The organism is Dactylosporangium sp. NPDC051484 (assembly GCF_040689395.1).
Taxonomy (GTDB): Bacteria; Actinomycetota; Actinomycetes; order Mycobacteriales; family Micromonosporaceae; genus Dactylosporangium.
Map to the genome: position 1 here is coordinate 25,836 of NZ_JBFAZX010000041.1, position 20,868 is coordinate 46,703.

The 20,868-nt window shown below is 70.7% G+C and carries 21 protein-coding genes; 10 read left to right on the top strand and 11 right to left on the bottom strand.

The genetic code is table 11. The features are described from left to right. Positions 1–121 precede the first annotated feature (121 nt). The 3 genes from AB0367_RS35465 to AB0367_RS35475 form a co-directional block, all read right to left on the bottom strand. Positions 122–1,318, bottom strand: a complete 1,197-nt coding sequence (locus AB0367_RS35465; RefSeq protein WP_366230890.1) for a hypothetical protein — start codon at positions 1,316–1,318, stop codon at positions 122–124. Further along, positions 1,248–1,895 carry a SigE family RNA polymerase sigma factor gene (locus AB0367_RS35470; protein WP_366230891.1) on the bottom strand — a complete coding sequence of 216 codons (648 nt, stop codon included), beginning with the start codon at positions 1,893–1,895 and terminating at the stop codon, positions 1,248–1,250. The genes AB0367_RS35465 and AB0367_RS35470 overlap by 71 nt, the downstream gene beginning before the upstream one ends. Before the next feature lie 252 nt (positions 1,896–2,147). Then, positions 2,148–3,449 (bottom strand): protein kinase, encoded by a 1,302-nt coding sequence (locus AB0367_RS35475; protein ID WP_366230892.1) that lies wholly within the window; start codon positions 3,447–3,449, stop codon positions 2,148–2,150. A gap of 168 nt (positions 3,450–3,617) precedes the next feature. On the opposite strand from AB0367_RS35475, the gene AB0367_RS35480 reads away from it, so the two are divergent. From AB0367_RS35480 to AB0367_RS35495, 4 genes are all read left to right on the top strand, one after another. After that, on the top strand, positions 3,618–4,553 hold the full coding sequence (locus AB0367_RS35480) for a ParA family protein (RefSeq protein WP_366230893.1): 936 nt from the start codon (positions 3,618–3,620) through the stop codon (positions 4,551–4,553). Between the two features lie 141 nt (positions 4,554–4,694). Continuing rightward, entirely contained in the window at positions 4,695–5,657 is a 963-nt protein-coding gene (locus AB0367_RS35485; protein ID WP_366230911.1) for a ScpA family protein, read from the top strand. Continuing rightward, entirely contained in the window at positions 5,654–7,039 is a 1,386-nt protein-coding gene (gene scpB, locus AB0367_RS35490) for an SMC-Scp complex subunit ScpB (RefSeq protein WP_366230894.1), read from the top strand. The genes AB0367_RS35485 and scpB overlap by 4 nt, the downstream gene beginning before the upstream one ends. Further along, the gene (locus AB0367_RS35495) at positions 7,026–7,835 is read left to right on the top strand and encodes a pseudouridine synthase (RefSeq protein ID WP_366230895.1); all 810 of its coding nucleotides are present in this window, start codon (positions 7,026–7,028) and stop codon (positions 7,833–7,835) included. The genes scpB and AB0367_RS35495 overlap by 14 nt, the downstream gene beginning before the upstream one ends. A 100-nt stretch (positions 7,836–7,935) precedes the next feature. Here AB0367_RS35495 and AB0367_RS35500 read toward each other — a convergent pair whose 3' ends face one another. Continuing rightward, positions 7,936–8,496, bottom strand: a complete 561-nt coding sequence (locus tag AB0367_RS35500; RefSeq protein ID WP_366230896.1) for an NAD(P)H-dependent oxidoreductase — start codon at positions 8,494–8,496, stop codon at positions 7,936–7,938. Between the two features lie 108 nt (positions 8,497–8,604). Between AB0367_RS35500 and AB0367_RS35505 the strand changes: the two genes are divergently transcribed. The 3 genes from AB0367_RS35505 to der all read left to right on the top strand — a co-directional run bounded on the left by AB0367_RS35505 (position 8,605) and on the right by der (position 11,465). Then, positions 8,605–9,243, top strand: a complete 639-nt coding sequence (locus AB0367_RS35505; RefSeq protein WP_366230897.1) for a MarR family winged helix-turn-helix transcriptional regulator — start codon at positions 8,605–8,607, stop codon at positions 9,241–9,243. Between the two features lie 180 nt (positions 9,244–9,423). Further along, the gene (gene cmk, locus AB0367_RS35510) at positions 9,424–10,095 is read left to right on the top strand and encodes a (d)CMP kinase (protein WP_366230898.1); all 672 of its coding nucleotides are present in this window, start codon (positions 9,424–9,426) and stop codon (positions 10,093–10,095) included. 5 nt (positions 10,096–10,100) lie between these two features. Next, the gene (gene der, locus AB0367_RS35515) at positions 10,101–11,465 is read left to right on the top strand and encodes a ribosome biogenesis GTPase Der (protein ID WP_366230912.1); all 1,365 of its coding nucleotides are present in this window, start codon (positions 10,101–10,103) and stop codon (positions 11,463–11,465) included. Positions 11,466–11,495: 30 nt separating this feature from the next. On the opposite strand, the gene AB0367_RS35520 is transcribed toward der, so the two are convergent. The 7 genes from AB0367_RS35520 to AB0367_RS35550 form a co-directional block, all read right to left on the bottom strand. Then, a complete protein-coding gene (locus tag AB0367_RS35520; protein WP_366230899.1) occupies positions 11,496–11,921 on the bottom strand; it encodes a PIN domain-containing protein in 426 nt (141 codons plus the stop codon). Then, on the bottom strand, positions 11,918–12,127 hold the full coding sequence (locus AB0367_RS35525; RefSeq protein ID WP_366230900.1) for a type II toxin-antitoxin system VapB family antitoxin: 210 nt from the start codon (positions 12,125–12,127) through the stop codon (positions 11,918–11,920). The genes AB0367_RS35520 and AB0367_RS35525 overlap by 4 nt, the downstream gene beginning before the upstream one ends. A gap of 73 nt (positions 12,128–12,200) precedes the next feature. Beyond that, positions 12,201–12,977, bottom strand: coding sequence for a dihydrofolate reductase family protein (locus AB0367_RS35530; protein ID WP_366230901.1), 777 nt, complete (start codon positions 12,975–12,977; stop codon positions 12,201–12,203). A 14-nt stretch (positions 12,978–12,991) separates the two neighbouring features. After that, positions 12,992–14,143 (bottom strand): lysylphosphatidylglycerol synthase transmembrane domain-containing protein, encoded by a 1,152-nt coding sequence (locus tag AB0367_RS35535; RefSeq protein WP_366230902.1) that lies wholly within the window; start codon positions 14,141–14,143, stop codon positions 12,992–12,994. Between the two features lie 55 nt (positions 14,144–14,198). Further along, complete coding sequence (locus tag AB0367_RS35540) at positions 14,199–15,278, bottom strand: glycosyltransferase family 4 protein (protein WP_366230913.1); 1,080 nt, start codon at positions 15,276–15,278, stop codon at positions 14,199–14,201. Positions 15,279–15,337: 59 nt separating this feature from the next. Then, a complete protein-coding gene (locus tag AB0367_RS35545; RefSeq protein ID WP_366230903.1) occupies positions 15,338–15,736 on the bottom strand; it encodes a 6-carboxytetrahydropterin synthase in 399 nt (132 codons plus the stop codon). Between the two features lie 29 nt (positions 15,737–15,765). Next, the gene (locus AB0367_RS35550) at positions 15,766–16,764 is read right to left on the bottom strand and encodes a zinc-binding alcohol dehydrogenase (protein WP_366230904.1); all 999 of its coding nucleotides are present in this window, start codon (positions 16,762–16,764) and stop codon (positions 15,766–15,768) included. Between the two features lie 191 nt (positions 16,765–16,955). On the opposite strand from AB0367_RS35550, the gene AB0367_RS35555 reads away from it, so the two are divergent. From AB0367_RS35555 to AB0367_RS35565, 3 genes are all read left to right on the top strand, one after another. Beyond that, entirely contained in the window at positions 16,956–17,669 is a 714-nt protein-coding gene (locus tag AB0367_RS35555; protein ID WP_366230905.1) for a CDP-alcohol phosphatidyltransferase family protein, read from the top strand. A gap of 50 nt (positions 17,670–17,719) precedes the next feature. After that, a complete protein-coding gene (locus tag AB0367_RS35560; protein WP_366230906.1) occupies positions 17,720–19,357 on the top strand; it encodes a sulfatase in 1,638 nt (545 codons plus the stop codon). 126 nt (positions 19,358–19,483) lie between these two features. Then, positions 19,484–20,770: a glycoside hydrolase family 3 N-terminal domain-containing protein gene (locus AB0367_RS35565; protein WP_366230907.1), complete on the top strand. Its 1,287-nt coding sequence runs from the start codon at positions 19,484–19,486 to the stop codon at positions 20,768–20,770. Positions 20,771–20,868: the final 98 nt, after the last annotated feature.

Sequence of the window (20,868 nt, forward strand, 5' to 3'; positions counted from 1 at the left end):
CGGCGGTCAGCGGCGGGCGCGCGCGGCGTCAGTGGGCTCAGAAACGCATGCGCAAGACGCTACAGCACCCCGGCCCCTCGCGCACGCGAGTTTTCGCCGGGGTGCTGTAGATGCCGTGCGTTCAGGGGAACACCTTGATCGCGGGTGGCCACGCCGCCGTGTTGTCCGCGTCCTGCGGCCTGATGCCCAGCGTGATCTGCGTGACCTGGCTCGCCGGGGTCGGCTTGAGGCCGTTGAGCTCGGCCTTGACATACGTGGTGCCGTCGCCGAGCACCCGCTGGCACTCGATGCTGGACGTACAGTCGAGCTTGTCGGCCATCCTGGGCCCGGCGTCGGTGCGGCCGAACGACAGCGTCAGCGCCGGGAAGCTCTGCAGGTCGATCGGCTCGGTCAGGGGCAGCGCCGGGTGCTGCGGCGACAGGCGGACGGCCGACACCACCTGCTCGCCGCTGCCCATGTCCCCCATGTCGGTGCCGTAGCTCACCGACAGCAGGCTGAAGCCGTGCGGCAGGGACGAGGGAAGGAAGCCGACGGGAAACTCCTTCGTCGCAGACGGCGCGAGCCCGTCGGCGATCGCGACGAGTTCCTCTTTCGTGGGCACGCTCTCCCACGACGACCAGTAGATGGCCGCCCAGGCGTCCGTCGTGTACTGCCAGGCCAGGGTCGGCACCTGCCCCCGCACCGTCTGCATCCCAGCCCGGTCGGCGCTCGGCAGCGGCGGTTCGGCCGAGTCGCCGGCGTAGTGCAGCAGCCCGACGCCCGCGCGCACCCCGAGCTTCTGCGCGGACTTACCGAACGCGGCCGCGTGGAAGGCGCCGGGGCGGTACACCACCAGGATCCCGCCGCGGAGCAGCCCCGGCACGCGCGACAGGCCGGGCACCGACGCCGCCGTCGTGGGCAGCGGCGACGAGAAGTTGGCCGACAGGTCGATCCCGGCGTCGATCGAGGACTGCTGGTACGCCATGGTCACCAGGTCGGGGTCGCTCACCAGGTAGGACCCGGCCGTGTAGCCCTTGTACGTGGTCACGAACGGCTGCGCGTCGGCGAACGCCGTCCAGCCCGCCGACATCGCCGGGTTGTGCAGGGTGCTCGGGTCGACCGCGGGCGTCAGCGCGGCCGGTGTCGCGGCCAGGACCAGGGCCGCGGTGACGGCCGCGACCGCCGCCGCGGCGCCCCCGCCGACCGACGACAGCAGGGCGAGCCGCCGCCGGCGGCGGGCGAGGTGCCGGCCTGCGGCGGTGATGTCGTCAACGCTGAGCCGCGGTGGCGGCGCATCGTCCCGCACCGACGTCAGCAGCGTGCGCAGATCCTGTTCCATGCCCTTCCCTCCCATCCTGGTCGTGGCCGAGGCCGATCGGGACGACGCCATCCGCCACAGCGCCGCCTGCGGTGTCGTCAGTGGCCCGCAGTTCCTCCGCGCCGAGCAGTGCGCGGAGCGCGGCGAGCCCCCTGGCGGTCTGGCTCTTGACCGTGCCCGGCTGGCGGCCGAGCACCTCGGCGGTCTCCTCAACGCTCAGCCCCTCGTAGTACCGCAGCACCAGCACGGCGCGCTGGCCGGGTGCCATGCGGGCGAGCGCGGCGCGGATCCGCAGCCGCTCGTCGACCTGGTCGGCGTGGTCGGGCCCAGGCAGTTCGGGCAGCGCGTGTCCGGCTGAGCGTTCCCGGCGGCGCCACGGTCGCCGGCTCTCGTCGACCAGGGCGTGCACGATCGCCCGCCGCACGTACGCCAGCGGCGTGTCCACCTTCTTCCAGCGCACGTACAGCTTGGCCAGCGACGCGGCGACCGCGTCCTCGGCGGTGTGCCAGTCCCCGCAGGTCAGGTAGGCGAGCGAGCGCAGACCGTCGAATCGCGCGGTGACGAATTCGCGGAAATGCGCCTCGTCGTCTTGATTCACCCGGCGGGCTCCCTTCGTCGAGGGTGGACGGAACCGCCCGGGGAAGGGTTGCACACGATTGCGGATTCTTTTTCCGGTCAACGGGGCCTATGTCCCGATCGACGGCAAATGTCGAGCCAAGTCGGTACGTCCGGACGATACGGGTACCGCCTTGGGGTGACTGCCCGTTTATGCTGAAATAGGCGATAAGCCGGGCTGTGCATGGCCGGACTTATCGCCTGTTTCAGTCTTTCGCCGGGGTGCTGCGCGCGATCACGGTGCCGCGGCGGCCGTGGCTTCCTGCGATGCCGGTGGCGGGGACGGAGCTTGCGTCGTCGGCTCGGCCGGCGGCTTGCTCGTCGCCGGGGGAGCCGACGACGCCGGGTGGCTGCCCGGCGCCGAGGAGCTCGGGGACGCGGTCGCCGAGGGGGTGCCGGCCCGCGGCGAATCGTCGTGCGTCGGGGCGTGCGACGGGGGCGGGGCGCCTGGCTCGTGGGCCGACGTCGGCGTGGCCACCGACGCCGAGACGATCGGGTGGGGGCCGCTGGAGTCGGGCGGGCTGACGAACTTGCGGTTCAGCGCGATCGCCGCCAGGACGACGCCGGTGACGAGCGCGACCATCGCCACGCCGGCGGCGATCGGGACCCACAGCGGGCGCCCGGCCGGCTCGCCATCGCCGTCACCGTCGGGCTCGGGCGTCGTGATGGCGGTCGGTGCGGAGGTGCGCACCAGCGGTACGACATCCAGGTCTTCGCGCGTGGCGGTCCGCTCGGCGCGGGCCGCGGCGGCCATGGCGGCGGCGGTGGGGAAGCGGTCCTGCGGATCCTTGGCCATGGCCCGCTCGACCAGCGCGCGCGTGGCGGGCGCCAGCGTCTCCGGCAGCGGCGGGGGCTCGTCCTGCAGATGCTTGATGGCGATCTCGAGCGGCGAGTTGCCGCTGAACGGCGGGGCGCCGGTGAGGCAGTGGTACGCCACGACGCCGAGCGCGTAGACGTCCGTCACCGGCGAGATGGGGTTGCCGGAGGCCTGCTCGGGCGACATGTACAGCGCGGTGCCGATGACGGCGTTGACCTTCGTGACCGAGGTGACCGACTCGGAGCGGGCCACGCCGAAGTCGACCAGGGTGACGGCACCGTTGTCGGAGACGAGCAGATTGCCGGGCTTGACGTCGCGGTGGATGATCCCCTTCTCATGGGCGGCGTGCAGCGCGTCGGCTGCCTGGGCCACGATCCTGAGGGTCTCCTCGACCGGCAGCGCGCCCGCGGCCTTGATCCGCTCGCCGAGGGCGCTGCCGTCGACGAACGCCATGACCAGGAACAGCGTGCCCTCGGGGGTCTCGCCGTAGTCGTAGACGCCGACGACGCCCGGGTGCCCGATCGAGGCCATGATGCGTGCCTCGGAACGGAACCGGCTGCCGAACTCGGCGTTGGCCACGTGGCCCGGTAGCAGCACCTTCACGGCCACGGTGCGCCCGAGCGTCTTGTCGGTGGCCCGGAACACCTGCCCCATGCCGCCGCTGGCGACGAACTCATCGAGGCGGTATCGAGCGCCGAGCACGTCCCCTGGTCCCAACACGTGCATGACCGTACCCAACGATGAGCTTCGCGACACGCCGGGCGCGCAGTGCGATATGTACCCTGCAGTGACGTACAGTCGGGCAACGGCTGACTCGCTCCCCCCCGCAGGCCGACGCCGATTCGGTCCCGGGTGGAGACAAAGCCGCCGGGAGGGGCGAAGACAGCGATGACAGGCATGGGCGACCAGGCGGAGTCGTGGACCACCGCGATGCGCGCCGAGCAGGCCTCGCTTGACCTCGGTGCGGAGCTCGGGCCGGCCGACCCGACCGCGTACACAATGCGCAAAGCGATTCCCGAGCCGATGCCGATGGACCGGCACGGCCCGGCGCGGATCATCGCGATGGCCAACCAGAAAGGCGGCGTCGGCAAGACGACGTCGACCATCAACCTCGGCGCGGCGCTCGCGGAGTACGGGCGGCGGGTGCTACTCGTCGACTTCGACCCGCAGGGCGCGCTCTCGGTCGGTCTCGGCGTCAATCCCCACAACCTCGATCTCACGATCTACAACGTCCTGATGGACTCCGACGTGACGGTCGAGGACATCAGGATCAAGACGGACGTCGCCGGGCTGCACCTGCTGCCGGCCAACATCGACCTGTCCGCCGCCGAGATCCAGCTGGTCACCGAGGTCGCGCGGGAGATGGCCCTGGCCCGGGTGCTGCGCCCGGTGCTCAAGGAGTATGACTTCATCCTGATCGACTGCCAGCCCTCGCTCGGCCTGCTCGCGATCAACGCCCTCACCGTCGCACACGGCGTCATGATCCCGCTGGAATGTGAGTTCTTTTCACTTCGCGGTGTCGCGCTGCTGCTCGATACGATCGACAAGGTGCGGGAGCGGCTCAACTTCGACCTGGAGCTCGAGGGCATCCTGGCCACGATGTATGACAGCCGCACCACGCACTGCCGCCAGGTGCTGCAGCGGGTCGTGGAGGCGTTCGGTGACAAGGTGTATCAGACCGTGATCACCAAGACGGTCAAGTTCCCGGAGTCGACCGTCGCCGGTGCGCCCATCACCACCCTCGACCCGGCCTCCTCCGGTGCGCGCAACTACCGGCAGCTGGCGCGCGAGGTGATCGCGCAGCAGGCCGAGCGGCGGCTGTAAGGGTTTTCGCTGTTCGTGCGCTAGGTTCTTCGCGTGACTGAGCCGGTTTTGGACTCGGCGTCGGTTTTCGACTCGGCGTCCCCGCCCCCGCCGTCCTCGGACGCCGCCGGGCCACTGGACGCTGCGCCGGTTCCCGCGTCCGTGCCGGCCCCGGCGGCTGCTTCGGACCCGTCGGCTCCGGCCACCTCCGGTTTTCAGGTCAGGCTCGCCAATTTCACCGGCCCGTTCGACCTGCTGCTGCAGCTCATCGGCAAGCACAAGCTCGACGTCACCGAGGTCGCGCTGCACACGGTGACGGACGATTTCATCGCGTACATCAGGGCGATGGGCGACGCCTGGGATCTCGACGAGGCCTCGGAGTTCCTGGTCGTGGCGGCGACACTGCTCGACCTCAAGGCCGCGCGGCTGCTGCCCTCGGCGACCGTCGAGAACGAGGAGGATCTCGCGCTGCTGGAGGCGCGGGACCTGCTCTTCGCGCGGCTGCTGCAGTACAAGGCCTTCAAGGAGGCCGCCGCCCACATCGCCGGCCTTGAGGCGATCGGGTCGCGGCGCTACCCGCGCTCGGTCGCCCTCGAGCCGCGCTACGCTGAGGCGCTGCCCGACCTGGTCCTCGGCGTCGGCCCGCAGCGGCTGCTGAAGCTGGCGCTGAAGGCGTTCACCCCGAAGACTCCGCCGGTCGTGTCGATCGCGCACATCCACATGGTGCGGGTCAGCGTGCGCGAGCACGCGAACATCATGCGCGACCGCCTGCGGGAATGTCGCGTTGCGACGTTCGCCGACCTGTGCGTGGATTGCGAGTCGACGCTGGAGGTGGTTGCCCGCTTCCTCGCCCTCCTGGAGTTGTACCGCGAGAATCTGATCAACTTCGAGCAGGTGCAGGCGCTGGGCGAACTCATCGTGCACTGGACGGCCGCCGAGGACGCGGACGTCAGCATCGAGGTCGAGGAGTACGAAGGGTCGCCGGCTCCGGCGGCCGGCGGCCCCACTCCTGCCGATCCTCCAGATTCCTCCAACTTGGTGGATTCCGCGGGTTCGTTGGATGCTTCGGACCTGTCGGTGGGCGGGGACGCTGGGGTGGACGTGGACAACGAGGTGGACGAGTGAACCAGGACGACAAGCCGACGGGGTCGCTTGCCGACCAGGCCGCGAACTGGATTCCACCGTGGGCCCGCCCGAAGCCGGAAACGCAGCCGCAGTCCTTTCCCGACTTGCAGTGGCAGTCCGACCCCGAGGATCCCGACTCCCCGGATTCCGCTGATTCACCGGCTTCTTCGAATGCGGCTGATTCGGTGGCCTCCGCAGATGCGGTTGATTCGCCGGCTTTCTCGGGCGCCGCTGATTCGTCGGCCTCTCCGGATTCCTTTGATGCGTCGGAACCCACCGCGCCGGAGCCTTCGGATTCGGTTTCGTCTTCGGAGCCTGAGCCGGTCGCTGAGCCCGGGCCGGAGCTTGCGTCGGATTCTGTGCCGGAGTCCGAGCCGGCGCCGGTTTCGCAGCCTGAGTCCGAGCTTGCGTCGGTTTCCGAGCCCGAACCGGCTCCAGAGTCTGAGCCCGAGACCGTCCCCGAGCCCGAGCCGGTCACTGCGGCGGAGCCCGAATCGGTTGCCGAGCCTGAGGCTCTCTCCGAGGCCGGGTCGGTCGTCGAGCCTGAGCTTCAGTCTGTCGCCGAGGCGGTGCCTGAGGCTCTGTCCGAGGTCGGGTCGGTCGTCAAACCTGAGTCTCAGTCTGTCGCCGAGGCGGTTGTCGAGTCCGAGCCCGCTGTCGAAACCGATTCCACTGCCCTGTCCGATTCCACTGCCCCCTCCGAGCCCTCTGTCGCGTCCGAGTCTGTCGCGGATCCTGCGTCTCTCGTTGAGGCTGCGGGGGCGCCGGGTGTCGTGGCGCAGGTCAAGGTGGGCACGAAGAAGGAGGCTCCGGCCGAGAGTGTTCGGGCGGAGATGACCGACAGTGAGCTTCGCGGTGCGGTAGAGGCGATTCTGCTGGTCGTCGACGAGCCGACCAGCGAGGTGACACTCGCCCAGGTGCTTGAGCAGCCGGTCGATCGGGTGCTGACGGCGCTGGAGGCGGCGTCCCGGCAGTACACCTCGATGGGTTTTGGCTTTGATCTTCGGCGGGTGGCCGGGGGCTGGCGGCTCTACACCCGACCCGAATATGCCGCATATGTGGAGAAATTCGTTCTCGACGGGCAACAGATTCGGCTTACCCAGGCCGCGCTGGAGACGCTCGCCGTAGTCGCATACAAGCAGCCAGTGACCAGGTCGCGCATCTCGGCCATCCGCGGTGTGAACTGTGACGGCGTGGTCCGTACGCTGGTTACGAGAGGTCTGATCGAGGAGATCGGGAGTGAGCCCGAGAGTGGCGCATTCCTGTACCGGACCACCACGCTGTTCCTGGAGAAACTCGGCTTGGACAGCGTCGATCAGCTGCCGCCGCTCGCCCCGTTCCTGCCCGACGACATAGATGAGATCGCCGATGCCCAGCGTTGACCCGTCCATTGAGTCCGAGTTCGTGGAGTTCGAGGATTCCGCCTTCGCCGCGCCACCGGACGCCGTGCCGCCGCGCCACGAGGAGCGGCTGCAGAAGATTCTGGCCGCGGCCGGCCTGGGCTCGCGGCGCAATTGCGAGCGCATGATCGACGAGGGCCGCGTCACCATCAACGGCAAGGAGGCCACGCTCGGCGACAAGGCGGACGCGATACGTGACGCGATCCACGTCGACGGTCAGCGACTGGTGACGGACACGCGAATGGTGTACCTGGCGCTGAACAAGCCACGCGGCGTGGTCTCGACGATGGACGACGAGAAGGGTCGCGACGCGATCGCTGACTTCCTGCCGAACATCAGCACGCGGGTGTTCCACGTCGGCCGGCTGGACCAGGACAGCGAGGGCCTGCTGCTGCTCACCAACGACGGGGGTTTGGCGCACAAGCTGATGCACCCGTCGTATGAGGTCGCCAAGACGTATCAGGTGGAGATCCCCGGCCCGGTCCCGCGCGCGATGGGCAGGGAGCTGAAGGCCGGCGTCATGCTCGAGGACGGTCCGGCGAAGGTGGACTCGTTCCGGGTCGTGGACGCGTATGGCAAGGTCGCCCTCGTCGAGGTCATCCTGCACGAGGGCCGAAACCACATCGTGCGCCGCATGTTCGACGCGGTGGGCTTCCCGGTGCAGCGGCTGATCCGCACCCAGATCGGCCCGATCCGCCTGGGCGACCTGCGCCCGGGCCGCACCCGGCACCTGTCGCAGGCCGAGGTGGGCGCCCTGTTCAAGGCGGTCGGCGAGTAGCGGCCGAAGGGCGCGCCGACGAAGAACAAGGGCCGATGAAGGAAAAGGCCGGCCGGAACCCTCCCTCGGAAGCCCGGCCGGCCAGGAATGAGCGGGTCGATCAGCCCTTGCGCACCGTGGCGAGGGCCTTGCCCCAAGCCACCGTCTGATCGAGGACGGTGTTCAGCGTGGCCTCGTGCTGCGGGCCGGGCTTGAAGACGCTGAAGTTCTCGAAGTCCGAGAACAGCGACAGCGCGACCTGGGCGCGCACGTCGGCGATCTGCAGCTCGCCGGCGATGAGCCGCAGGTGCTCGACCGCGCGCGTGCCGCCCGCCGAGCCGTAGCTGACGAAGCCCGCCGCCTTGTTGTTCCACTCGGCGTAGAGGAAGTCGATCGCGTTCTTGAGCGCGCCGCTGGTCGAGTGGTTGTACTCCGGCGTCACGAAGATGTACGCGTCAAACTCGGCGATCTTGGCCGCCCACTGCTTGGTGTGCTCGTTCGCATACTGGCCCATCGCCGCAGGGGCGGCCTCGTCCAGGTGCGGCAGGTTGTAGTCGAGCAGGTCGACCAGCTCGAACTCCGCGTCCCCGCGCCGGCTCGCGATGTCGTAGACCCACTTGGCCACGGCCTCGCCGTTACGGCCCGGGCGGGTGCTGCCGAGGATGATTCCGACCTTGGTCATTGCTTGCTTCCTCTTCCTGGAGGGGCGTCACCGCCAAGGGTGACGTGTCACCGAGACGATAGCTCAGAACTACGGTGACGTGTCACCCATTCCCGTAGACTTCGTCTTGTGACGGAACCGGACTGGCTCGACGAGCGTGAGCAGCGGGCCTGGCGCGGATATCTCGCGCTGAACGCCGAGGTGCAACGGCGCATGGCGCGACAGCTGCAGCGCGAGACCGGCCTGACCGGTGCCGAGTACTCGGTGCTCGTGAGCCTGTCCGAGGCGCCGGGCGGGCGGCTGCGCGTGTTCCAGTTGCGCCACGCGGCCGAGTGGGAGAAGACCCGGCTCACGCACCAGATCACGCGGATGGTGGCGCGCGGCCTGGTCGCGCGCGAGCCCTGCCCGGACGACTCGCGCGGCGCGTTCGTCGTGCTGACCGAGGCCGGCTGGGAAGCGGTGACGGCCGCGGCGCCGCGGCACGTTGCTCACGTGCGGCACTGGTTCTTCGACGCTCTGCAACCGGGGCAGGTGGACGCACTGATCGACATCTCGCGGTCGGTGCTGACGCACCTGCCGGAGGCCGATCGGGCGATGGGGGAGCGGTGCGGGTTGTCTGCCGTCGATGAGGCGGAGGCGTGCGGCTCTGATCTGGCCGGTGCGAGCGAGAATTGCGCCAGCACGGGTTGCCTATCCGAAATGTCCGAGATTTCCGAACCTGCCGAACCGTGCCTGCCCTGTGGCGATGGCGACAGCGCCGACCGGTGAGGTCGACAGCTCACATCTTGGCCGGTATTCCGGAAATGTCCGAAACGGTGGCGAGTCGGTACGCCCGCGTGTCATACCACGGAAGCCAGGTGTGACGGCCCCTCCCGTGGGCGGGTGTCATCGGCGGGTCAAGTACTGTTTTGAAGGGCTTCATCGAGTCATCTGTGTTAGGAGACGGGCGTGCACGACGAAGGTCGGCAACTGGTGGTTGCCGTCGACGGGCCGTCCGGCTCAGGTAAGTCGACGATCTCCCGGCGGGTCGCTCAGGCGCTCAACGCCCGCTACCTGGACACCGGCGCGATGTATCGCGCCGTCACATATGCCGTGCTGCGCGACAACGTCGACCTCGGCGACGCCGACAAGATCGCCGCGGTGGCCGAGGACGTGCAGATGACCATAGGGACGGACCCGGCGGCGCCACACATCAGCGTCGACGGGATCGGCGTCGACCACGAGATCCGCGGGTCCGAGGTGACGCGGGCGGTGTCGGCGGTCTCGGCGGTGCCGGCCGTGCGCGCGCTGCTCGTCGCCCGCCAGCGGGAGATCATCGCCGAGGCGGAACGGATCGTCGTCGAAGGGCGCGACATCGGCACGGTCGTGGCGCCGGACGCCGACCTCAAGGTGTATCTGACCGCCGACGCCGAGGAACGCGCCCGCCGCCGCAGCAGCGAGAACGCCTCGAGCCAGGCGGCGACCGCCGCCGACCTCGCCCGCCGCGACCGCCTCGACTCGACCCGTGCGGCTGATCCGCTGCGCCAGGCCGAGGACGCCGTCGTGCTCGATACCACCTCACTCGGCATCGACGAGGTGGTCGACCGGCTGCAGCGCATGCTCGACAAGGTGACGGCGTGAACTCGATGTCCGCAGACGTCTCGCGCGAGGCCGTCGACGCCGAGCCGGAGATCGAGCTGAGCCTGCCCATCGTCGCCGTCGTCGGCCGCCCCAACGTCGGAAAATCCACCCTGGTCAACCGCGTGCTCGGGCGCCGGCAGGCGGTCGTCGAGGACGTCGCCGGAGTGACGCGCGACCGGATCGCGTATGACGCTGAGTGGACCGGTCGGCAATTCACGATCGTCGACACCGGCGGTTGGCTGCCCGATGCCCGCGAGCGCGCGAAGGCCATCGCCACGCAGGCCGAAATCGCCGCGCAGACCGCCGATGTGGTGCTCCTCGTCGTCGATGCCACGATCCCGCCGACCTCCGACGACGAGGCGGCCGTGCGCATGCTGCGCCGCAACGGCAGCCGGGTCATCCTGGTCGCCAACAAGGTCGACAATGACCGCATCGAGGGCGAGATCGCCAGCCTGTGGGGCCTGGGCCTGGGTGAACCCTTCCCGGTGTCGGCCCTGCATGGCCGCGGTTCGGGAGACCTCCTCGACAAGATTCTGGAAAACCTTCCAAAAGCCCGTCCGGTCGTACCTCGTGAGGCCGGCCCTCGCCGGATCGCCCTCGTCGGACGTCCGAACGTCGGCAAGTCCAGCCTGCTGAACAAGCTCGCCAAAGAGGAGCGGGCGGTCGTCGACTCGGTCGCCGGAACGACCGTCGACCCGGTCGACAGCCTCGTCGAGTTCGGCGGCGAGACGTGGCACCTCGTCGACACCGCCGGCCTTCGCAAACGCGTTTCCCACGCCAGCGGCACCGAGTACTATGCATCGCTGCGCACCAATGCCGCGATCGAGGCCGCCGAGGTCGCGATCGTTCTGCTCGATGCGAGCGAGCCCATTTCCGAGCAGGACCAGCGCATCATCTCGATGGTCATCGAGTCGGGCCGTGCGCTGGTCATCGCGTTCAACAAGTGGGACCTCGTCGACGACGACCGCCGGTATCAACTCGGCAAGGAGATCGACCGCGAACTGCGCCGCGTCCCGTGGGCGGTGCGCGTCAACGTCTCCGCGCTGACCGGCCGCGCTGTGGACAAGCTCGCCCCCGCGCTGCGCACGGCCCTGGCGAACTGGGAGCGCCGGGTGCCGACCGGCCAGCTCAACCAGTGGCTCACCGCGCTCGTGCAGGCAACCCCGCACCCGGTCCGCGGCGGCCGCGCCCCGCGGGTGCTGTTCGCCACCCAGGCCGGTGTTTCCCCGCCGAAGTTCGTGCTGTTCACTACCGGGGCCCTGGACCCGGGTTATGTCCGTTTCGTGGAGCGCCGCCTGCGCGAGGAGTTCGAGTTCACCGGCACCCCGATCCACATCACGGTCAAGCCGCGGAAAAAGAACAAGAAATAGCAGATCCGGGACGGCGCTAGATCTTCGTGGTTACGTGATGGAGCCGGGTGGGGCGATCCATATCGTCGGCTGGCCGGTTACCTTGGTGACTTCGTCGAAGTCGTGGTCGTAATGGACCAGTGTGAGGCTGCTCAGTTCGGCGGTCGCGGCGAGGAGCAGGTCGGCCGCGCTGGCTGAGCGATGGGTGCCGCGAGCGGTCATGGCAGCCTGGACCTCGGTTGCTCGGCTGAAGACCCGCTCGGGCATCGCGATCCATGCGAAGGTCGCGTCGAACAGTTCCAGCCATTCCTCACGGTCGGCCTTCGACCGGGCGCTGTGCAGCAGTTCCAGCTCGGTGATTGGGCAGATGCCCATGACGCCCGCGGTGACCTGCGGCTGCCAGCGAGCGCGAACGTCTCGGTCGCGCAGCAGCCGGACCACCGCGCTCGTGTCGACCAGGAAGCGGGCCGGTGTCATGTGCGATACGTGCCCTTGTCCAGCAGTTCGTCGAATGCGCCGCTCTCGCCGAGCTCTGCGAGGCGAGCCAGGGCCTTGGCCCGACGCAGCTGGTTGGCTGTCTCGCGCAGGGCGGTGTTGACCGTGTCCTTCTTGGTCTTGGTGCCGAGCAGCGCCGATGCCTCGGCAAGGGCGTCATCGTCGACATCGATAAGTACCTTCGTCATCGCAGACCATCCTTTATATATCGGGTACCGTTCGAGTATATCCGGATCCGAGTGGTCGGACTGCGTCACGGGGTCAAGAGGTCTCGAAACGGTCGGACATGGCGTACCGGAGCAGGACCAGGTCGTCCATCTGCCGGACCTCGGCCATGGCGGCACGGTGGCCCGGATGCCACGGGAACAGTCCGTCGCCGACGAAGCGCGGCGCTCGCCCGTCACCCACGAAGAACGGCGCGATCACCAGCTGGAGCTCGTCGACAAGGCCGGCCGTGAGGAACATCGTGTGGATCGTGCCGCCGCCCTCGACCAGCAGCCGCCGCACGCCGCGCGCCGCGAGATCCTCGAGGGCGAGGCCGGGGTCGACCGGCTCGCCGCCGTCGACGACGGTGGCGCGGCCGTCCAGCCGGGCGCGGTTGCGGCGGGCCGTCCTTGTCGCGCAGTACACGATCTTGTCGGTGTCACCCTCGGTGAAGAACCGTGACTCCGGGTCGACATCACCGTGCCCGACGATCGCGACCTTGGCCGGCAGCGGTGGTAGCCCGTTCTCGGCGCGCCGCTCCCGCCGCTCCTGGGCGCGCACCATCAGCCGCGGATTGTCGCGGCGGATCGTGTTGGCGCCCACCAGGATCGCGTCGCATTCGGCGCGCATCGCGTCGACGCGATCGAGATCCTCGCTGTTGGACAGCATGAGCCGTTCGTCGGTGGCGTCGTCCAGGTAGCCGTCGAGCGACATCGCGCAGCTCAGCACCACGTACGGCCGTTCGCGCGGCGTCGTGACATCGCTGCTCGTGGCCGCGCCGGCACTGCCGGCGGGCGAGGTGTGCGCATCGGTGCGAGCGCCGAACGTGGTCATGCTGTCGCTCTCCTTCAGCTGGCCATGGCGCGTCGGCGGAACAGCAGGACCGCGACGCCGGGAAGGCTCGACACCAACACCAGTACCCCGTAGACGCTCGCTGTCGCGACTCCCTGCGCGGCGGTCAGCCCGGCGGCGCCGAACGCCCACGCGGCAACGCCCTCGCGCGGACCGAACCCGCCGACGTTCGCGGGCAGGCCCATCGCCAGCAGGGCCAGGAGCATCAGCGGCAGCAGCTGTGCGGCCGGGGCGGTCAGCCCGGCGGTACGCGCGGCGACCAGAAACGTCACGAGGTGCCCACCGACGGCGACCGCCGAGAAGAACACGACGCCAGGCCAGATCCGCCGCGCCAGCAGCACTTCGCGTACGTCGGCGCGCACGGTGCGCACCGTCCGCCGCCACGCCCGCGGCCCACGCCGACCGGCGACCAGCGCCAGCAGCGCGAAGACCAAGCCGATCACGGCCAGCGCGATCGCGATGCGCGGCACATACGGTTGTACCGGCGACGGCAGCGCCCACAGCAGTGCCACCGCGAGCGCGCACTGCACCACCTGCCCCGCGGTGCGCTCCCACACCACAGCACGGATCCCCCGGCCGACGTCGCCGCGCTCCCGCCCGTGACCGACCGCACGGTCGACGTCACCCAGCACGCCCCCCGGGAGCATGGAGTTGATCAGCACCGCGCGGTAACAGTCCGCGACCGCCGAGCGCAGGGGCAGTCGCAGGCCCAGCCCGCCCGCGACGAGCCGCCACCGCCAGGCGCACGCCACGATGGTCGCCGCCCCGACCCCGAGCGCCGCGACCAGCGCCCAGGCGTCGATCATCCGCAGCCCGGCGAGGAACGGCCCGCTGCCCAGCCGCCACAACAGCACCGCCAGCACGGCCAGCCCGCCAAGCGTCCGCAGGAGCCCCCAGGGGATTTTCGGCCTCCGCACACCGTCGCGCCGGCCGCCGGGAGAGCCCGCACCGGGGCCGGATTCCGCGTCGGGACGGCGGCCCGCCGCAGGAGGGCGTGTGCGGCGGTGGTCGAGGCGCCGTTGCAGCCTGCTCTCGTTCTCCGCGCCTTCGTCCGCGGCGAGTGAGCTGCGAGCGTCAGGAGCGACCGCCGGCGCCGGCGCGTTCGTGTCCGGCGCGGCCTCGTGCGCGGGCACGTGGATGCGCTGCATGGCGGACTCCTTCAGGGGATCTCTGAGTGTCGTACGTCTTCCGCGGCGATCGGGTTCATCCCGGGTGCCGGATCTGGTCGGATGACAGCCGCCGGAGCGCCTTCGCGACCGTACGGGCGGTTACCGTCCAGTCCGTCAGCGTCGCGCGGCGGGCCAGGGCGGCGAAGCGCAGGCGGCGACGGAGGGCGGGATCGGTCAGCCAGCGGCGCAGGGCGGCGGCGAGCGCGGCCGGGTCGTCCGGCGGGACCAGCAGTCCGGGCACGGCGCCGTCCGGGGCGCGTCCGACGGCATCCGTCAGGCCCTTGGCTGTCGTGGCCAGGACCGGGATGCCGCGGGCCAGGGCCTCGGCGGCGACCATGCCGTACGTCTCGCCGCGGGACGGGTGGACGAGCAGGTCCGCCGCCGAGTACAGGGCGTCGAGGTCGGCGCCCGTCCTCGGGCCGGCCAGTCGCAGCCGGTCGCCGATGGTGAGCGCGTCGATGCGTGCCGTCAGGGTGCGGACGAAATCCGGGTCGCGGTCCAGGGCGCCCACGCAGACACACGTCCAAGGTAGGTCGACGAGCCGGGCCAGGGCCTCCACCAGCACATCGTGGCCCTTGTGGGGCCCGATCACCGCAACGCACAGCAGCGCAGCGCCGCCGCCGAAGTCAACGTCGCCGCTGCCGGTGGCGGGCTGGGCCGGGGTGACACCGGGCGTGGCGACGTCGATACGGTCGGTGGGAAGGTCGTACAGGTCCGACAGGCGGCGGCGCGTCCACTCGCTGGTGGCGATGATCGCGGACGCGGCGAGCAGCGCCCGCGACTCGGCCGGGCGCGCCGCCGGGTCGGTGTCACCGAACGGCATGTGCACCAGCACGGCCAGCCGCAGCCGGGGTGCGTGTGCCGCCACGGTCTCCGGCGCGCACGACGCGACCAGGCCGTCGACCAGGACGGATGCGCCCCGCGGCAGACCGGCCATGAGTTCGTCGAGCGCGGCCAGGTCGCCGGCGTCCGGCTTTGGCCAGGCGCCCTGCGCGGGGTGCTCGCACACCGGCCAGCCAAGTGCGGCGAGGCCGGTGCAGAGCTCGCGGTCGTACCGATTGCCGCCGCTCGGCGCCGCGGCGTCGTCGATGTCGTTGGGCAGTACCACGTGCAACTCGGTGTCGCTCGGCGGCGCTGCTTGCGGTTTGTCCGCCGTGGCCCGGTGCGGTCGGGTCACAGGGGACGCTCGTATGTCGCCCAGGCGACGTGGGACTCACGCAGTGTCACCGAGATTCGCTGCAGGCCTGCGGCGCCGGCACCCAGGGCGCCCGCGTGCACGCGGGCGGCCAGGCGGTCGGCGACCACTGCGGCGAGCATCTCCGTTGACGTGTTCACGCCCGCGAAGCCAGGGTCGTCGTCCAGGTTTCGGTAGTTCAGCGCGGCCAGGACATCCTTCAGCTCCTCTGCCGCGCGGCCGATGTCGACCACCAGGTTGTCGGCGTCCAGTTCCGGGCGGAAGAAGGTCACGTCGACGATGTACGTCGCGCCGTGCAGACGCTGGGCCGGGCCGAAGACCTCGCCGCGGAAGCTGTGGGCGATCATCATGTGGTCACGGACGGTGAGGCTGTACACGCGGAGTGGCTCCTGTCTCGGGGAATTGCTTACTCGTTGCCGTAGGTGATCAGGTGGCACAGGGCCGGCAGGGTGCCCGCGGCGAGGCGAGGGAGCACCACCGGCAGGTCCTCGAACGGCGAGGAGCCGGTGATGAGTGCGTCGAACGCCGGATCGCGCAGCAGGCGCAGGGCCAGCGCCATCCGGTCGGCGTACGTGCGGCTGGCGCGCCGGGCCGGTGACACGGTGCCCACCTGGCTGCTGCGGATCGTGAGCCGGCCGGAGTGGAACGCGCCGCCCAGGGCGAGGGTGACCGGGCGGTCGCCGTACCAGCTCAGCTCCAGGACCGTCCCCTCCGGGGCGAGCAGGTCCAGCGAGCGCTGCAGGCCCGCCTGGGAGGCGCTCGCGTGTACGACGAGGTCGCGACCGGTCGACGCGGTGTCCGGCGTCGCGAACGTCACGCCCAGCGCCTCGGCGGTCGCCCTCCGTGCCGGGTCGGTGTCGACGAGCTCCACCTCGGCGCCCGGGAAACGGGCCAGCAGCGCGGCGACGCAGCAGCCGACCATGCCGGCGCCGACGACCGTGACGCGGTCGCCGATCAGCGGGGCGGCGTCCCACAGGGCGTTCACCGCGGTCTCGACCGTCCCGGCGAGAACGGCCCGCTGCGGGGGCACGCCGTCGGGCAGTTCCACGACCGATTCGCGCGGTACCACATAGCCGGTCTGATGAGGGAAGAGGCAGAACACCGCGCGGCCGACCAACGCTGGCGGGCCGGCCTCGACGACGCCCACGTTGAGGTATCCGTACTTGACCGGATACGGAAAGTCGCCTTCCTGGAACGGTGCGCGCATGATCGCGTGCTGGTCCGGCGGGACCTTGCCGGAGAACACCAGCGTCTCGGTGCCGCGGCTCACGCCCGAGTACATGGTCCGGACCATGACCTCGTCGCCGGTTGGCGGGCGCAACGTGACCGAACGGATCTCACCGCGGGGCGGCGCGGGGACCGCGGGGGAGCCGGCGGTGATCCAGAACGCCCGGGCCTCGCGCATTGGGCGCTCCTTCCTGGTTCGGTTCATCGGGGCGTACCCGTTTCCTGCGTCTGCGATCGGCTCGTCCCGGCCGGACCCGAAGCCGGTGCCGCGTCCGGCATGATCCAGGGCGATCGAACCGCCGCGGAGCCGTGCGCGTATGCATTGTCGGGTCCATTGTCACGAAGCACAGCCACCTATACGGAGCGACGATGCCGAGGGTTCGAACCGGTCCGGTCGTTGGACTGATCTTCCACTTCGCCGTGCTGGGCGCTCTCGCGGCGAGTGTCCGGCTCGGTACGGCGGGCTGGCTGGTCGGTCTCGCCAGCGGTGTCGTCACGTTCGTGGCGCTGGGTCACGGGCTGCGACGCAGCGGAGCCGAGGTGTTCGGCGCGGCGAACTGGGTGACGCTGACCCGGGCCGGGCTCGTCGGCGGGGTGGCCGCGCTGATCGCCGACTCGTTCACGCGTCCCGCGCCCGTGCCGGTCCTGTGCACGCTGAGTGCGGTCGCGCTGGCGATGGACGCGGTCGACGGGTATGTCGCGCGGCGTACCGGCGGGGTCACGGCGCTGGGTGCGAAGTTCGACATGGAGACCGACGCCTGGCTGATCCTGGTGCTGAGCGTGTACGTGGCGCAGTCGGTCGGGCCGTGGGTCCTCGTCATCGGGGCGATGCGGTACGTGATCGGCTTCTCCACCTGGCTGGTGCCGTGGCTGCGCGGGCCGGTCCCGCCGCGATACTGGCGGAAGGTGGTCGCGGCGATGCAGGGCGTGACCCTTGCGGTGGCGGCCTCCGGGCTGCTCCCGCGCGGGGTGACGACCGCCGCCGTGGCGATCTCGCTGCTGTTCCTCGTGGAGTCGTTCGGCTCCGAGGTGTTGTGGCGCTGGCGGCGGCAGTCGCTCTCGGTGTCGGTGTCGTCCGGATGACCGTGTCGTCGCGTTCCGTGAACGCCGCGAAGGCCGGTGTCAGGGGCCGCGTGGGTGAGGGTGCGGGACGCGGTGCCGGCAGCGTCGCACGCGGCGTGTTCGCCTGGGTCGGGACGCTGCTCGGGGCCGCCGTCGTGCTGTTCGCGCTCCTCGCCCCCGACCGTCTGACGCAGTTCGGTCCGGCGGCGTTCGCGCGCGTCCCGATCGAAGGGCTGCTGCTCGTCGCGGTGTTCCTCGCCGTGCGCGGGCGGATGCGGATCGCCGTCCTCGCCGTTGCCGGGGTGGTGCTCGGCGTGCTCGTCGTCATCCGGTTGTTCAACCTCGGGTTCTACACCGCGCTGGGGCGGCCGTTCGACCCGGTGCTCGACTGGGTGCTGTTGCGGCCGGCGTTCGGGCTGGTCAGCTCGTCCGCCGGGCGCCCGGCTGCGATCGGGGTCGCGGTCGTGCTCGGGGCCGTGGTGCTGTCGGTGCCGGTGGTCATGACGCTGACGCTGCGGCGCCTCGGGCGGCTCGCGCTGCGTCATCCGGTCGCCACGACCCGTGGCGCGGCGGTGCTGGCGGCGGTGTGGGCCGTGTGTGCGGTGCTGAACCTGCAGGCCGCCCACGGCCTGCCTGTCGCGTCCGACAGTGCGACCGGGACCCTCGGCGACCAGGTTTCGCTCGTGCGCCGGGACATCGACGACGCGAAGAGGTTCGGCGACCAGGCCGCCGAGGACGCGTTCCGTGACAAGCCCGGTGCGCAATTGCTCACCGCGCTGCGCGGCAAGGACGTGCTGTTCATGTTCGTGGAGAGCTACGGACGGGATGCGGTGCACAACCCGCCGTTCGCGGCGCAGGTCGGGGCCACCCTCGACGATGGCACGCGGCGGCTGGGAGCGGCCGGGTTCGGTGCCCGCAGCGCGTTGCTCACCTCGCCGACGTTCGGCGGTGGCAGCTGGCTCGCCCACGACACGCTGCTGTCCGGGCTGTGGGTGAACAACCAGCGGCGCAGCGACACGCTGCTGGCCGGCGATCGGTTCACGCTCAATGCCGCGTTCCGCCGGGCCGGCTGGCGCGTCGCCGGGATGATGCCGGCGAACGACCGGGACTGGCCGGAGGGCAGGTTCTTCCAGTACCACGAGTTCTACGATTCCCGGAACATCGGCTACCGCGGGCCGAAGTTCAGCTACGTGCCGGTGCCCGACCAGTTCACGCTCGCCGCGTTCCAGCGGCTCGAGCGCGGGCCTGGACACCGGCCGGTGATGGGGGAGATACCCCTCGTGTCCAGCCACGCGCCGTGGACGCCGATCCCGCGGATGGTCGGCTGGGACGAGGTCGGCGACGGCACCGTGTACGACTCGATGAGCACCGCCGGCGACCCGCCGGACGTCGCGTGGCGCACGCCGGAGAAGGTCCGCACCGCGTACCGCAACGCGATCGTGTACTCACTGAGCAGCATCATCTCGTACATCGAGCGGTATGGGGACGACAACCTCGTCGTGGTGTTCCTGGGCGATCACCAGCCGTCACCGGTCATCGTCGGGGACACGCTGAACCGGGACGTGCCGATCACGATCGTCGCCCACGACCCGAAGGTGCTCGAGCGCATCTCGGGCTGGGGATGGCAGAACGGGCTGCGACCCGATCAGAGGGCTCCGGTGTGGCGCATGGATGCGTTCCGTGACCGCTTCCTCACGGCGTACGCGTGAAGAGTGGGGACGCGCGATGGTGTGGCAACTCTGTCGGATCCGGTGAGGCGCTCCTGACCCGCTTCCGTATCCTCGGTCGTGGCGTGGGAAGCGCCGCCAGCGAGTCGCGCGGGATGGAGTAAACGGATGCCGAGAGGAACGCGCCGCCTCGGCGAGCGCGGGCGGATCGGGCCGTTCCCGGTGTGGGCCGTCGTCACGGTGGCCGTCGCGCTGGTCGCGGCCGGGGTCGTCGTCACGGTCTCGGGGGCGCTCGGCGGATCGTCGCGGGACGTCGGGGCGAACTCGTCGGCCGGCGCGGTGTCGCCGGGACGGAGCGATGCCGGGTCCGCGGGCGCGCCGTCGCCGTCGGCGAGCGCCGACTGCGCCACCTCGCTGGTGGCCAAGATGACGCTGGAGCAGCAGGCCGCCCAGCTGCTGATGATCGGCACGCCGATCGGGTCTCCGTTGAACGCGGTGCAGACGATTCAGCGGTACAAGATCGGGGGGATCTTCCTGGCCGGGCGCAGCTCGGCGTCGGCCGCCTCGATGCGGCAGGCGATCGGCCAGCTGCAGGACGCGTCACGGCAGGCTTCCGGGCTCGCGCTGCAGATCGGCATCGACCAGGAGGGCGGGCAGGTGCAGACCCTGAAGGGCACGGACTTCCCGGCCATCCCGTCCGGGGTCAGCCAGGGCCGGCTCGACGCCGGCACGCTGAGCGGGCGCACCGCCGAGTGGGCGGGGCGCCTCAAGGACATCGGCGTGACCATCGACCTCGCGCCCGTCGCCGACGTGGTGCCGACGGACGTGGGCAAGGCGAACCCGCCGATCGGAGGGTTCGACCGGCAGTACGGCTCGACGCCGGACGAGGTCGCCGACGACGTGGCGACCGTGGTGTCGGCGGTGCAGGGCGCCGGGGTGCTCACCACGCTCAAGCACTTCCCGGGGCTGGGCCGGGTGCGGGTCAACACCGACACGTCGACCGGCGCCCGCGACGACCTGACCACCGCGGACGATCCGGCGCTGCGGCCGTTCAGCAAGGGCATCGCGGCCGGATCGGCCGCGGTCATGATCTCCTCGGCGACGTATCCCAAGCTCGATCCCGCCAACGTGGCCGCGTTCTCCGCGCCGATCGTCACCGATCTGCTGCGCGGCAAGCTCGGCTTCACCGGGCTGGTGCTCTCCGACGACCTCGGCGCCGCCGAGGCGGTCGGCTCGGTGCCGTTGGGGCAGCGGGCGGTGCGCTTCGTGAAAGCCGGCGGCGACCTGGTGCTCAGCGTGCGACTGTCCGACGCGGGGCCGATGTCCGAGGCGCTGGTGGCGGCCGCGAAGAGCGACCCGGCGTTCGCCGCGCGGATCACCGAGTCCGCGACACGCGTGGTGCAGAGCAAGATCCGCGCCGGTATCGCGAGCTGCGCGAACACCGCGACGCCATGATCACGGAGCGGGGGGGGCCCCCCGGGGGGCCCGCGCGGCCGGGGGCTGGCCGGGGGCGGGCAGCCCGGGGGGGTGGCCAGGGCCGGGCGGCCCGGGCG